The organism is unidentified bacterial endosymbiont (genome assembly GCF_918797525.1).
Lineage (GTDB): Bacteria > Pseudomonadota > Gammaproteobacteria > Enterobacterales > Enterobacteriaceae > Enterobacter.
The window spans coordinates 925,634-939,067 of record NZ_OU963893.1 but is presented as its reverse complement, the minus strand read 5'-3'; the positions used below and the strand labels follow the sequence as shown (position 1 = coordinate 939,067).

Sequence of the window (13,434 nt, the reverse complement as noted above, 5' to 3'; positions counted from 1 at the left end):
CCTGTGGCCAGGTAAGGACTTTATTACGAGCGCGTATTGTTAATCGCAACGCATGAATTAACAACGTTTTTACGGGAAATTTTACTGAAATCCCCCTCAGAAAAGAGGGGGAGAACGTGCTTACTCTTCGCTGTCGCCCGCGCGGCTTCGAGCAGGAGAATCGATCTCCACGCGGTCAATACGCTGCAGGCCGCGCATCAGCGAGCCACGGCGTCCGCGCTCACCCACGACCTTCTGCAACTCTTCCGGACGGAGTTTGATTTTACGCTTGCCGACGTGCAGGGTCAGCGTACTTTGTGGCGGCAGAATGAAGAGATGCGCCAGGCCATCTTCCCCTTTCGCCGCTTCCGCTGACGGAATGTTAATGATCTTATTACCTTTCCCCTTCGACAGTTGCGGCAGGTCGCTGACCGGGAACATCAACATACGCCCGGCGGTGGTGATCGCCAGCAGCATATCGCTGTCGTTTTCAATCACCTGCGGCGCCATCACGTGGGCGTTGTCCGGCAGGCTGATCAACGCTTTACCCGCGCGGTTTCGCGATACCAGATCGTTAAAGGTACAGATGAATCCATAACCGGCGTCAGAGGCCATCAGCAGCTTCTGTTCATCGGCTTCCATCAGCATATGGTCAACCGTGGCGCCCGGCGGCAGCGTCAGCTTGCCGGTCAGCGGTTCGCCCTGCCCACGAGCGGAAGGCAGGGTGATCGGGTCGATGGCATAGCTGCGGCCCGTGGAGTCGATGAACGCCACCGGCTGGTTGCTCTTCCCTTTCACCGCGGCTTTGAAGCTGTCGCCTGCTTTGTAGCTCAGCCCCGGGGCGTCGATATCGTGCCCTTTGGCGCTGCGCACCCAACCGCTCTGCGACAGTACAATCGTCACTGGCTCTGAAGGCTGCATGTCATGCTCGTTCATCGCCTTCGCTTCTTCACGCTCGTGCAGCGGAGAACGACGATCGTCGCCAAAGGCTTCGGCATCCGCCTGCAGCTCTTTCTTCAGCAGGTTGTTCATCTTGCGTTCGGACGCCAGGATAGCCTGCAGCTGGTCGCGCTCTTTTTCCAGCGCGTCCTGCTCGCCGCGAATTTTCATCTCTTCCAGTTTGGCGAGGTGGCGCAGCTTCAGCTCGAGAATGGCTTCGGCCTGGGTTTCGCTAATGCCAAAGCGCGACATCAACGCGGGCTTCGGTTCGTCCTCGGTACGAATGATTTCAATCACTTCGTCGATGTTAAGGAACGCCACCAGCAAGCCTTCAAGGATATGCAGGCGCTTAAGCACTTTTTCCAGACGATGGTTTAAACGACGACGCACCGTATCGCGGCGGAAGGTCAGCCATTCGGTGAGGATCTCCAGCAGGTTTTTCACCGCCGGGCGTCCGTCCAGACCAATCATATTCAGGTTAACGCGGTAACTTTTTTCCAGATCGGTGGTAGCAAACAGGTGGTTCATTACCTGTTCCATATCCACGCGGTTGGAGCGCGGCACGATAACCAGACGAGTCGGGTTCTCGTGGTCAGATTCGTCGCGCAGGTCGTCGACCATCGGCAGCTTTTTATTGCGCATCTGAGAGGCTATCTGCTCCAGCACCTTCGCGCCGGATACCTGATGCGGCAGCGCGGTGATCACCACCGCACCGTCTTCTTTGGTCCATACCGCGCGCATACGCACGGAGCCGCGACCGTTCTGGTAGATTTTGCGGATTTCCGCGCGCGAGGTGATGATCTCAGCTTCCGTCGGGTAGTCCGGCCCCTGAACGATATCCAGCAGCGCATCAAGAGAGGTTTTCGGCTGTTCTATCAGGGTGATGGCGGCTTTCGCCACTTCTCGCAGGTTATGCGGGGGAATGTCCGTCGCCATGCCGACGGCTATACCGGTCGTGCCATTCAGCAGGATGTTCGGCAGACGCGCAGGCAGCATTTTCGGCTCCTGCATCGTGCCGTCGAAGTTTGGCACCCAGTCAACGGTCCCCTGACCCAGCTCGCCCAGCAGCACTTCGGCATATTTGGACAACCGGGATTCGGTATAACGCATCGCCGCGAAGGATTTCGGATCGTCCGGCGCCCCCCAGTTCCCCTGTCCGTCAACCAGCGGGTAACGGTATGAGAACGGCTGCGCCATCAGCACCATCGCTTCATAACAGGCGCTGTCGCCATGCGGATGGTATTTACCCAGTACGTCACCGACGGTACGGGCGGATTTCTTAAACTTGGCGCTGGCGCTCAGCCCCAGCTCGGACATCGCATAGACGATGCGGCGCTGAACGGGCTTCAGGCCATCTCCGATAAACGGCAACGCCCTGTCCATGATGACGTACATGGAGTAGTTCAGGTAGGCATTTTCCGTGAATTCATGTAGCGCGAGGCGCTCTGCCATATCGCTCATTACGTGTGATTCCTCAACTCAGAAACCGATGGGTTTCAGGCAATATTGCCGCAGATACTACCCTATCTGACGAGTTGAGTCACAAAGAAAAAGGGCCGGATAATCGGCCCTTTGTGGGTTATTTGTTCAGCTTAATAACCTGTTTCACGTCGATTTCAAATTCGTTCCAGTCTTTATCGACCTTACCCTGCAGTTCCACTTTGTCCTGCGGCGTCACGGTAATGCCATTCCAGCGCTTGTTGTCAATCTCAACCACTACCGTACCGGTCTCATCGCGGAAGGTATAACGGTCATCGGACAGGCGCTCGGTAATGTTACCGCGCAGCTTGACCCAGCTGTCGTCTTTCAACTCTTTTACTTTTGCCGCCGTCGTCAGGTTGGCGTTGTTATCGACAAAACCGCCCTGCTGGGTTTGGCTTTGCGCCGGGGTTGCGGTTGCCGATGGGCCGCTGAATCCCCCCTGGGCAGCAAATACCGGGGCGGTGGTCATCATCATGATGGCAGCAATAGCAGCGAATTTTTTCATCTTAATCTCTCCCTTTAATGTCGTTTCAACATCCATTAAACAGGGTAGACCTTAACAACTTCTTAAGGCGAAAATTTATTTATTTTTACTGTACAGCATGCTTCAGCCAGGGGTTTACTGGCGGCATCAAGGAGGGAACATGCGCATTTTACTGGTAGAAGACGACAAGTTAATCGGCGATGGCATCAAAGCGGGGTTAAGCAAAATGGGGTTTAACGTCGACTGGTTTAGCGACGGCAAAACCGGGCAGGCCGCGCTGTACACCGCGCCCTACGATGCCATCGTGCTGGACCTGACGCTGCCGGGCATTGACGGGCTGGAGATCCTGCGCGCCTGGCGCGAGAGCGACCACAGCGAGCCAGTGCTGATCCTGACCGCGCGCGACGCCCTGAATCAGCGCGTTGAGGGACTGCGTCTGGGGGCGGATGATTATCTGTGCAAACCTTTTGCGCTAATTGAAGTTGCCGCAAGGCTCGAAGCGCTGGTGCGCCGCAGTCATGGACAGACACGCAGCGAGCTACGTCACGGCAAGGTGACGCTCGACCCGGCGAGCCGGATTGCGACGCTCGAAGGCGAAACGCTGACGCTGAAACCCAAAGAATTTGCGCTGCTTGAACTCCTCCTGCGCAACGCCGGGCGCGTGCTTCCCCGTAAGCTTATTGAGGAAAAGCTCTACAACTGGGACGACGACGTCTCCAGCAACGCCGTGGAAGTCCATGTGCATCACCTGCGCCGCAAGCTCGGCAGCGCGTTTATCCGTACCGTACACGGCATCGGTTATGCCCTGGGAGACGCATGAAACTGTCTCAACGCCTGAGCCTGAAGCTGCGCTTGACGCTGCTTTTTTTAGCGCTGTCCCTGGCGGCGTGGTTTGCCGCAAGCATCGTCGCCTGGCAACAGACCACCGACAAGCTCGATAAGCTGTTTGATACCCAGCAGATGCTGTTCGCCAAACGGCTAATGACCATGGATCTCGACGAAATCCACGCGCCAGCGCGGATGAAAACGGTGCCGAAAAAAGCGAAACATGGTCATTTTGACGACGATGCGCTGGCCTTTGCCATTTACTCCGCCGACGGCAAGATGCTGCTCAACGATGGCGAAAACGGGCGCGACATTCCCTGGCATTATCGTCGTGACGGATTTGAGAACGGGCGGTTGCTGGGCGACAACGACGAGTGGCGGTTTTTATGGCTGACCTCTCCAGAGGGTAACTACCGCATAGTGGTCGGCCAGGAGTGGGAATACCGTCAGGAGATGGCGATGGATGTGGTTGCCTCGCAGCTCACGCCATGGCTGGTGGCACTGCCCGTAATGCTGTTGTTGCTGATCCTGCTTTTGGGCAGAGAGCTAAAGCCGCTGAAAAAGCTGGCGCAAACCTTGCGCGCGCGTTCCCCGGACGCCACCGACGCCCTTTCAACCCAGGGAGTCCCGCCGGAAGTGCGTCCGCTACTCGACTCTCTGAACCACCTGTTTATACGCACCCAGGAGATGATGACCCGCGAGCGTCGCTTTACCTCCGATGCCGCTCATGAGCTGCGTAGCCCGCTGGCGGCTCTTAAGGTCCAGACCGATGTAGCGCAACTTTATCTGGATGATCCGCAGGCGCAGGCGAAAGCGTTGGCACAACTGCACACCGGTATCGACCGTGCATCCCGGTTGGTGGATCAACTCCTTACCCTTTCCCGTCTGGATTCGCTGGATAACCTGGACGATGTCGAGCCAATCGTCATGGCCGATTTACTGCAGTCAGCGGTGATGGATATCTGGCATCCGGCTCAGCAGGCGGGTGTCGATATTCGTCTGAAGATCAATGCGCCGCAGGCGCAACGCGCGGGCCAACAGCTACTCCTGAGCCTGATGGTGCGTAATGTGCTGGATAACGCCATTCGCTACAGCCCGCCCGGCAGCGTTGTGGACGTCACGCTGGACGCCCGCAGTATAACCGTGCGCGATAATGGCCCCGGAATTTCACCCGCCGCCCTGGCGCGCGTAGGTGAGCGTTTTTATCGCCCGCCGGGACAGGATGCCACGGGCAGCGGCCTGGGGTTATCCATCGTGAAGCGCATTGCAGCCCTGCACGGCATGGGCGTATCACTGGGAAATGCCTCTGCGGGCGGTTTCGAAGTGGGTATCCGTTGGGGGTAGATTATTGCTTCCTGCGCAAAAGACTTTACACATTTTGCTTATTTAACCGCCCCGGTCTCGCGCGTAGAATGCTCGTCATACTCTCATCATCGAGGACGCTATAATGAGCAACATTCTGATTATCAACGGCGCGAAAGAGTTTGCGCACTCTAAAGGTCAACTTAACGACACCCTGACTGAAATCGCGGACGGCTTCCTGCGCGACGCCGGGCATGATGTTAAGGTGGTGCGCGCGGACGGCGATTACGATGTCAAAACGCAAGTGCAGAATTTCCTGTGGGCTGACGTGGTTATCTGGCAGATGCCAGGCTGGTGGATGGGCGCTCCGTGGACCGTAAAAAAATATATGGATGACGTGTTCACCGAAGGCCACGGCTCGCTCTATGCCAGCGACGGCCGTACCCGCTCTGACGCTGGCAAAAAATACGGTTCTGGCGGCCTGATTCAGGGTAAAAAATATATGCTCTCCCTGACCTGGAATGCGCCAATGGAAGCCTTCACCGACAAAGAGCAGTTCTTTGAAGGGGTGGGTGTAGACGGCGCGTACCTGCCGTTCCACAAAGCCAACCAGTTCCTGGGGATGGATCCGCTGCCCACCTTTATTGTCAACGACGTAATTAAAATGCCGGATGTCCCGCGCTATATCGCAGAATATCGCAAGCATCTCGGCGAGATTTTTGCTTAACTGGAAGCCTGTCATCAGGAGAAATGATCATGCTTACCGTAATTGCTGAAATTCGTACGCGTCCAGGCCAACATCACCGCCAGACGGTGCTGGATCAATTCGCGAAAATTATCCCGGCCGTACTTGCAGAAGAAGGTTGTCATGGCTACGCGCCGATGGTGGATGCCGCCACCCACGCAAGCTTCCAGGCTAGCGCGCCAGATTCAATCATCATGGTTGAGCAGTGGGAAACCGTCGCGCATCTTGAAGCGCATCTGCAGACTGCGCACATGAAAGCGTGGAGTGACGCGGTGAAAGGTAACGTGCTGGAAACCCATATCCGCATTCTGGAGCAAGGGGTTTAAGGCAACGATTGTTGCCGCCAGGCACCACCTGCCAATTTCACCCAAAGCCCGGTAAGCGCCAGTGCCACCGGGCTTTGTTTTAACGGTTACCAGTACAGCTTCCAGCTCTGCGTAAAGCGCACCAGCGCCTCAACGTAGAAATAATCTCCCCAGCTCGCACACTCATCCACCCCTTTATTGCTCGCCAGATGGTAAACAGAGTGCTTCAGCAGCCCGCTCCCCTTCTCCTCTTTGCCCATCAGGTAGTGCTTCGTCAGCGACGACATTATCCCTTTCGCCCATTCGAGATAACGTTCGCGATCCGGGTCAGTCGCCGGCAGGTGTTTCACCAGCTCCAGCAGCCCGCATACCGCAATCGCCGCCGAGGAGGAGTCGCGTAGTGCATCCGTTCCCACCAGCGCCAGGTCCCAGTGGCAGACATAATCCGACGGCAGGCGGTTGAGGAAGTAGTTCGCCAGCCGCTTTGACAGGGCGATCATCGTTTCATCGCCGGTGTAGATATAGCTCAGCAGGAAGCCATAAATCCCCCACGCCTGGCCGCGCGACCAGCAGGAGTCGTTGGCATAGCCTTGCTGGGTATTGCCGTAGCGCGGCGCGCCGGTTTCCACGTCCATATAGTAGGTGTGGAAGGTTGAGGCATCGTCACGAATAAGATACGTTGCCGCCTGCATCACGTGCGCTTTTGCGGCATCGGCAAAACGTGGATCGCCGGTTTGTTCCGTCGCCCAGTAGAGCAGCGGTAAATTCATGTTGCAGTCGATTATCATCCGCCCGGCCTGTTCCGGGTCGGCCAGATCGCCCCATGCCTGAATGATTTTCGCCTTTTCGTGGAAGCGCTCCAGCAGCGCTTCTGCCGCCAGCAGCGAAAAACCGCGCGCCTCACGGTTGCCGGTCAGTCGCCATGCCGCCACGCAGGAGAGCGTGTAGAGGAAGCCTAAATCGTGGGTGTTGGTGTCATTGCGCCCGGCAATACGCAGACCAAATGAGCGCACGTTGTTCTCGGCCATCGTGCGAAATTTCGCCTCCCCGCTCATCTCCCACGCCAGCCACAGTTGGCCGGTCCAAAAGCTGGTCGTCCACTCCACGTTGTCGGTCAGCGGGTAATAACCCTCTTTGCAGGTTTCTGCCGGAAATTGCTCACCGAACGCCGTCAGATGACGGCTGATTAATTCAAGGACGTGGCGGCGCGCAGTATGCATTTCATCGCTAAACACGCGTGGTTCCACGGGTTCAGGCATCGCTGGCAGGAGTTCGGCGTTGATACGACTTAACATTTTCGGTTCCTTCTTTGACGGCGTAATTATCGTGAAGTGGGTTCTGCTACGTTCAGCGTACGGGATCCGCGCCATTTGCTCTGGCAGGCGGATAACGTAAAGGCAGAGATCAGCGTAAAGGTCAGCGCCGTCGCGCCCATAATGATATAGGTGTGCTCAAAGCCAATGCGGTCATACATATATCCGGCAGGCGAAGAGACCACAACATTGCCGATATACAGCATGGCCTGATAGCCCAGCAGATACATGGTGGCGTTGACACGCTTATCGAAATGCTCGGCGATATATTTAAAGACCGACACTAGCAGCAAACAAATTTCCAGTCCGTACAGCGGCTTAAGAATGGAAATTAACAGATGCGAATCGCTCATGCCGGAAATAATCAGACGCGCACCGACCACCAGGCCGACAATTAATAGCCCACGCTTGGCACCAATAAAGTTTACGAACAGTGGGATCACCATATACATGACAAATTCCATTCCCGACTGCACCGTGCCCAGATAACCAAATACCGCGTTGCCTTCGTGGATATCATCAAAGAAGGTGACGAAATAGCGCGAGAACTGCTGTTCGGCGATAAACATCATCCATGCCACGCCCGCGACGTACAGGCAGAACGCCCAGAATTTACGGTTACGCAGCAGGGCATAGACGTCTGACGGCGCGATTTTTTCTTTGGTAAGGACTTCGCCAGCGGTAGCGGAGTTAGTGTTTACTTTCAGGCTAAGCAGTACAATCAGCATCACCACTGAGGCTACGCTGCCCATAATAAAGTTATATGCCGCAGAGAGATTAAACAGCAGGCCGGAAAACGATGATGCCACCGCCCAGCCAAGCGATCCCCACATGCGGATTTGCCCAAACTCCATGCCGTTTAAGCGACTAAAGCGGTCGGAGTAGGACTCACACGCCGCCACGCCCGCATACCAGGCAAAGCTTAAATAGAGCGCACCGACAATAATGCCCAGCATCGTGTTAGACATTAACAGCGGCTGATAAACATAAATAAAGAACGGCGCCATCAGGGCCGACATCACGACCACAAAGTAGAGCAGGTATTTACTCATGCCGATCTTATCGAGAATATAGCCGTAGATCGGTTTAAGAATAACGGAGAAAACGCCGTTCACGGCAAATACGGTACCGATAACCGAACCGCTTAGATTCGCCTTTTGACCGAGCCAAATCGCCAGTAACCCAATACTGGCAGACCAGGTAAAAAAGTAGAGAAAAATAAAACTGCTTATTTTGTAATACTCAGTTCTGTTTGTTGTAGATGTACTTTTCATCGCATCCTCGCCAACGTGTAGGGCCCGTTTTTTTATAAAGTGAACGCCAGTTGACGTTCGCCTCCAGGTTCGCGGATAACGACCCGGTTATGGCTAATATTCAGTTGCGGCGTAACCCCTGCCGGCTGTTTCTCGCCGGCCAGGACTGCGCAACACAGCCAGCTCTCCCCTGGCGTAATATCGGTTTTTAGCAGCGGAACAGAGGCACACTCCGGGAACATAATGCTGCTGTTTGGCGGCGTGACGATGCTGCCCGGTCTACGCAAAATAGCGGGTGAGAGGTCAATAATCGTGCTAAAACCGTTCTCTGCCTGAAGATAGCAGCCTCTCTCGCGGATCTGATGTTCTGTTTTCATCACCGCAAACCCGCCTTCTGCCGTTTGCAGCTGGCGCGCGCTGTTGATACGGTGCAGGCGCAGGTGCCACTCACCGAACGGAATTTGCCAGCTCTCAATATGCACGTCGTGCCATGGCGACCAGCGTGAGTAGAGGTAATTTTCATCTACCCGTACCTCCTCGCACGCGCGGCGACCGCGGAAATACGCATCGCCATCCGCCAACAACAGCATCGAGTCACAGGCCGCATGCTGCAGGCCAAAGCGCCCGCGTTCAATGGTGAAACCGAAGCGGCTGGAATAGGCAAATTTGGTATATTTAGCCTCGGTATTGACATAGTTATTCAGCTCAAGCTGTCCGGCGGTGAGCATTGTGACGTGCCGCGACCCCTGCGCATGCATCAGGATCTGCTGCGCATGGGGAAGCGTGCGTTTTTCACTCAGGGCGGGCAGGGGCTGCTCTTGTGCCTGCCAGAACGGGTGTGCTTCTGGCAACGCCAAAATCAGATAGGTTTTCAGCGCCCAGTACGGCGAGCCGGGAGAGTTATAGTCTTCGCACATCGCGAGGTTCGGACAGGCAAACCCGAGCGTTAGAATGCCATCGCGATCGGTCATCGGCTGCTGCTGCCACCAGCGCAGATGGCGCAAAACAATACCCTTCACGATCCCCGGCGTGAACACCTCCAGCCCGGAATAGGCCACCGCGCTCCAGAAGGCGACCATCGCAAAACGGTAGGTCAGGCTGCGGCCAAACGGCACCGATGCGCCATCGGCGGCTGACCAGTAGATGAAGTCTTCCGCGAACAGGCGCGAACGTTCACGCAGAATGTTTGCCCTCGCCTCATCGCCGCTCAGAGTCGCATAGATCAGGCCGTAGAAGTGGAACGCCATGGAGATGTAATAGTCTTTTGGCCGACCCGGGCCATCGGAATACCAACCGTCGCCAAGGTAGTAGGCGTCCATCAGCGCAAAACGGCGGTCAATTGCCGCCTGATCATATGCCATTCCGGCGCGCCTGAAACCAAGCTGGACCATAATCGCAAAGTAATTCCAGTTACTGTCCGGCATCTGCGCGTCGGTAATTTGGTTTAGCCAGGCGTGCAGGTTGTTCAGTTCAGGTTCGCTAAAATGCGCGGTGAGCTTATCCTGCAGCAGGGAAAGTCCCAGACCGAAGGCCGCCATCTCCACCAGACGCTGGTCATAAGGCCCGGTCTGCCCCCAGTAGCCTGGGCTTTGTGGATCGGTACCGAGCTTGATCGCCGCAAGGTATTTCTCGCTGAACGGCTCAGACTCGCCGGATGCCATCAGCGGAAACAGCCCCCATAACGCGCGGGAGAGCCCTTCCATCCTGGCAATCTCTGTCGCGTAATGCGCGCATGTGTCGCCCAGCGAAAAACCTGAGCTGTCCGGCGGGAATTGCTTATCCAGCGCGCCCAGCATTGCTTTTACATACGCCACCACATCCTGGCGTGAAGACAACGGATTTGATTTTTCTTTGTTTGCCGCCCACATCGGTTTGCCCTCGTAATCAACTGCGGCAAAGCATAGTGAATCCTTACAGGGCAGAAATGTTAGCCATGTCACAGCTAAGAACGATGAATAAACCTGCAGTTTAGAAAATTTAAAAAGGTGGTTTATAAAGACATTCAGACGGGGAAAAGTTGAGTTTTATTGCACTATGCGTGACGCACCGACATCCGATCGCCTGGAGTTGATTACCTTAAACGATACCCTGGTGTCGTTCAGCCGCCTGTTCGCCAATACTGTGCGTTATCACCACTGGCATCAGTGTCTGGAAATTCTCTATGTGGAAGAGGGCTTTGGCGTGGCGATTGTAGACAATCGTCACTACACCATGCGTCCCGGACGGCTGTTTTTCTTCCCGCCGTTTACCCTGCACAAGGTAATGGTGGACGCGCAGGCAGAGGCCATTTACCGGCGCACGATTATTCATCTCGATCACCACGCCGTGCTGAAAAATTTGCGCGACTTTCCGCACACTCAGCAGCGGTTGCAGCGTCTTTCGCGCCACGGCGGCGAAGCGTGGGTCGCAGATTTAGCGCACTGCCATCAGCATATCGATCATCTGTTGAGCTGCTATCACCCTCCCCTTAGCGGCGAGCGCATCGCCGGGCTGCTGATTAGCCTGTTTTCTATGATGCCGGATGATAACGCTGGTGCGCCGGGCAGCAGCCAGGGGATCGCCAGCCAGGTGATGTTCTGGCTGGACGAGCATTTTCAGAAGAAGTTCCGCCTGGACGCGCTGGCCGCAGAATTGGGCAAATCCCGCAGCTATGTATCGCGAAAATTTCGCGCGGAAACGGGCGAGAAAATTCATGACTACCTGAATACGTTACGCCTGCGCAAAGCGTGTGAGTGTTTGCTTCACTCGGATGCTAGCGTGCGAGAGATTGCCGCACGGACAGGGTTTTCTGACGTAACGTGGTTTATTAGCGCGTTTAAAAAAGGCATTGGGGAGACGCCGTTACAGTACCGGAAAAACCACCGTGCGGCCTGAACGCCTCTCCCCGATGGGAAGAGGCGAGGGGGAAGATCATTAAGCCTCAATATCTGCCATGTCGCCTTTCTCCTGCAGCCAGTTACGTCGGTCTTCCGAACGTTTTTTGGCAAGCAGCATATCCATCATGGCGTTGGTTTGCTGCTCGTCTTCATCGCTGATCGTCAGCTGTACCAGACGACGGGTATTCGGATCCAGCGTCGTTTCACGCAGCTGGAGCGGGTTCATCTCGCCCAGGCCTTTAAAACGCTGAACGTTTGGTTTGCCCTTTTTACGCTTAAGCTGTTCCAGTACGCCCGCTTTCTCTTCTTCCGTCAGCGCATAGTAAACTTCTTTACCGAGGTCGATACGGTAGAGCGGCGGCAGCGCGACGTGAACGTGGCCGTTCTTCACCAGCGTGCGGAAATGCTTCACGAACAGCGCGCACAGCAGGGTCGCGATGTGCAGACCATCGGAGTCCGCATCCGCGAGAATGCAGATCTTGCCGTAACGCAGCTGGCTCAGATCGTCACTGTCCGGATCGATGCCGATCGCCACCGAGATATCATGCACCTCCTGCGAGGCCAGCACTTCGTCAGACGAGACCTCCCAGGTATTGAGGATCTTACCCTTGAGCGGCATGATCGCCTGATATTCACGGTCGCGCGCCTGCTTGGCCGACCCACCCGCCGAGTCTCCTTCAACCAGGAACAGCTCGGTACGGTTAAGATCCTGGGCGGTACAGTCCGCCAGCTTGCCCGGCAGCGCAGGGCCGCTGGTGAGCTTTTTACGCACCACTTTTTTCGCCGCGCGCAGACGACGCTGGGCGCTGGAGATAGCCATTTCAGCCAGCATCTCTGCCGCCTGAACGTTCTGGTTTAGCCACAGGGTAAAGGCATCTTTGACTACGCCAGACACGAAAGCCGCACACTGGCGTGAAGAGAGACGTTCTTTGGTCTGGCCGGCAAACTGCGGATCCTGCATCTTGACGGAGAGCACGTAGGCGCAGCGGTCCCAGATATCTTCCGCCGACAGCTTCACCCCGCGCGGCAGAATATTGCGGTATTCGCAGAATTCACGCATCGCATCCAGCAGCCCCTGACGCAGGCCGTTGACGTGCGTACCGCCAAGCATGGTCGGGATCAGGTTGACGTAGCTTTCGGTCAGCAGTTCGCCGCCTTCCGGCAGCCAGAGCAGCGCCCAGTCAACCGCTTCGGTATCGCCAGTGAAATTGCCAAGGAACGGCTTTTCCGGCAGCGTCGGCAGGCCGTTGACCGCCTCGGCGAGGTAATCATTCAGCCCATCCTGGTAGCACCAGCGCTGTTCGCTGTTATTGACTTCATCTTTGAAGGTGATTTCAACCCCAGGGCACAGCACCGCTTTGGCTTTCAGAACGTGCGTTAAGCGAGTCACGGAAAAACGTGGGCTGTCGAAGAAGCTTTCGTCCGGCCAAAAGTGAACGCTGGTGCCGGTGTTGCGTTTAGCGCACGTGCCGACAACCTGCAGATCCTGCACTTTCTCGCCATTTTCAAACGCGATGGTATACACCTGCGCGTCGCGACGCACGGTGACTTCCACCCGTTTTGACAGCGCATTCACCACCGAAATCCCTACGCCATGCAGGCCGCCGGAGAACTGGTAGTTTTTGTTGGAAAACTTGCCGCCCGCGTGCAAACGACAGAGGATCAGCTCAACGGCCGGTACCCCCTCTTCCGGGTGGATATCGACAGGCATACCGCGTCCGTCGTCGATCACTTCCAGCGACTGGTCGGCGTGCAGAATGACATCGATGCGTTTGGCGTGCCCCGCCAGCGCTTCGTCCACACTGTTATCAATAACTTCCTGGCCCAGATGGTTCGGGCGCGTTGTATCGGTGTACATCCCAGGGCGGCGGCGAACCGGCTCTAGCCCGGTCAGTACCTCAATGGAATCAGCGTTATAGGTTTGCGTCATG

At 56.1% G+C, this 13,434-nt stretch carries 11 protein-coding genes; 5 read left to right on the top strand and 6 right to left on the bottom strand.

Annotation, left to right across the window (positions count from 1 at the left end; all coding sequences use genetic code 11):
- Positions 1–120: 120 nt before the first annotated feature.
- Positions 121–2,379, bottom strand: a complete 2,259-nt coding sequence (parC, locus tag NL510_RS04510; protein ID WP_253381966.1) for a DNA topoisomerase IV subunit A — start codon at positions 2,377–2,379, stop codon at positions 121–123.
- A gap of 118 nt (positions 2,380–2,497) precedes the next feature.
- The gene (locus NL510_RS04505) at positions 2,498–2,905 is read right to left on the bottom strand and encodes a YgiW/YdeI family stress tolerance OB fold protein (RefSeq protein WP_253381964.1); all 408 of its coding nucleotides are present in this window, start codon (positions 2,903–2,905) and stop codon (positions 2,498–2,500) included.
- Positions 2,906–3,044: 139 nt separating this feature from the next.
- Here NL510_RS04505 and qseB point away from each other — a divergent pair, with 139 nt between their 5' ends.
- The 4 genes from qseB to NL510_RS04485 all read left to right on the top strand — a co-directional run bounded on the left by qseB (position 3,045) and on the right by NL510_RS04485 (position 6,082).
- The gene (qseB, locus tag NL510_RS04500; RefSeq protein WP_253381962.1) at positions 3,045–3,704 is read left to right on the top strand and encodes a quorum sensing response regulator transcription factor QseB; all 660 of its coding nucleotides are present in this window, start codon (positions 3,045–3,047) and stop codon (positions 3,702–3,704) included.
- The gene (gene qseC / locus NL510_RS04495) at positions 3,701–5,053 is read left to right on the top strand and encodes a quorum sensing histidine kinase QseC (protein WP_253381960.1); all 1,353 of its coding nucleotides are present in this window, start codon (positions 3,701–3,703) and stop codon (positions 5,051–5,053) included. Before qseB ends, qseC begins: the two co-directional genes overlap by 4 nt.
- A 103-nt stretch (positions 5,054–5,156) precedes the next feature.
- The gene (locus NL510_RS04490; protein WP_253381958.1) at positions 5,157–5,738 is read left to right on the top strand and encodes an NAD(P)H-dependent oxidoreductase; all 582 of its coding nucleotides are present in this window, start codon (positions 5,157–5,159) and stop codon (positions 5,736–5,738) included.
- 29 nt (positions 5,739–5,767) lie between these two features.
- Entirely contained in the window at positions 5,768–6,082 is a 315-nt protein-coding gene (locus NL510_RS04485) for a putative quinol monooxygenase (RefSeq protein ID WP_253381956.1), read from the top strand.
- A gap of 86 nt (positions 6,083–6,168) precedes the next feature.
- Here the strand turns inward: NL510_RS04485 and NL510_RS04480 are convergent, their stop codons facing one another.
- Genes NL510_RS04480 through NL510_RS04470 form a run of 3 tightly spaced genes read right to left on the bottom strand, consistent with a single transcriptional unit; the run spans position 6,169 to position 10,495 of the window.
- Positions 6,169–7,356, bottom strand: coding sequence for a glycoside hydrolase family 88 protein (locus NL510_RS04480; RefSeq protein ID WP_253381954.1), 1,188 nt, complete (start codon positions 7,354–7,356; stop codon positions 6,169–6,171).
- Between the two features lie 26 nt (positions 7,357–7,382).
- Positions 7,383–8,648: an oligosaccharide MFS transporter gene (locus NL510_RS04475; protein ID WP_253381952.1), complete on the bottom strand. Its 1,266-nt coding sequence runs from the start codon at positions 8,646–8,648 to the stop codon at positions 7,383–7,385.
- Between the two features lie 32 nt (positions 8,649–8,680).
- Positions 8,681–10,495 (bottom strand): DUF2264 domain-containing protein, encoded by a 1,815-nt coding sequence (locus NL510_RS04470; RefSeq protein ID WP_253381950.1) that lies wholly within the window; start codon positions 10,493–10,495, stop codon positions 8,681–8,683.
- A gap of 166 nt (positions 10,496–10,661) precedes the next feature.
- On the opposite strand from NL510_RS04470, the gene NL510_RS04465 reads away from it, so the two are divergent.
- Entirely contained in the window at positions 10,662–11,501 is an 840-nt protein-coding gene (locus NL510_RS04465; protein ID WP_253381948.1) for a helix-turn-helix transcriptional regulator, read from the top strand.
- Positions 11,502–11,540: 39 nt separating this feature from the next.
- Here the strand turns inward: NL510_RS04465 and parE are convergent, their stop codons facing one another.
- A complete protein-coding gene (parE, locus tag NL510_RS04460; RefSeq protein WP_253381946.1) occupies positions 11,541–13,433 on the bottom strand; it encodes a DNA topoisomerase IV subunit B in 1,893 nt (630 codons plus the stop codon).
- Between the last annotated feature and the right edge of the window lies 1 nt (position 13,434).

Coding starts and splice junctions, on each gene's coding strand:
- parC (WP_253381966.1), bottom strand. CDS start 2,379: ATGAGCGATATGGCAGAGCGCCTCGCGCTACATGAATTCACGGAAAAT.
- NL510_RS04505 (WP_253381964.1), bottom strand. CDS start 2,905: ATGAAAAAATTCGCTGCTATTGCTGCCATCATGATGATGACCACCGCC.
- qseB (WP_253381962.1), top strand. CDS start 3,045: ATGCGCATTTTACTGGTAGAAGACGACAAGTTAATCGGCGATGGCATC.
- qseC (WP_253381960.1), top strand. CDS start 3,701: ATGAAACTGTCTCAACGCCTGAGCCTGAAGCTGCGCTTGACGCTGCTT.
- NL510_RS04490 (WP_253381958.1), top strand. CDS start 5,157: ATGAGCAACATTCTGATTATCAACGGCGCGAAAGAGTTTGCGCACTCT.
- NL510_RS04485 (WP_253381956.1), top strand. CDS start 5,768: ATGCTTACCGTAATTGCTGAAATTCGTACGCGTCCAGGCCAACATCAC.
- NL510_RS04480 (WP_253381954.1), bottom strand. CDS start 7,356: ATGTTAAGTCGTATCAACGCCGAACTCCTGCCAGCGATGCCTGAACCC.
- NL510_RS04475 (WP_253381952.1), bottom strand. CDS start 8,648: ATGAAAAGTACATCTACAACAAACAGAACTGAGTATTACAAAATAAGC.
- NL510_RS04470 (WP_253381950.1), bottom strand. CDS start 10,495: ATGTGGGCGGCAAACAAAGAAAAATCAAATCCGTTGTCTTCACGCCAG.
- NL510_RS04465 (WP_253381948.1), top strand. CDS start 10,662: ATGCGTGACGCACCGACATCCGATCGCCTGGAGTTGATTACCTTAAAC.
- parE (WP_253381946.1), bottom strand. CDS start 13,433: ATGACGCAAACCTATAACGCTGATTCCATTGAGGTACTGACCGGGCTA.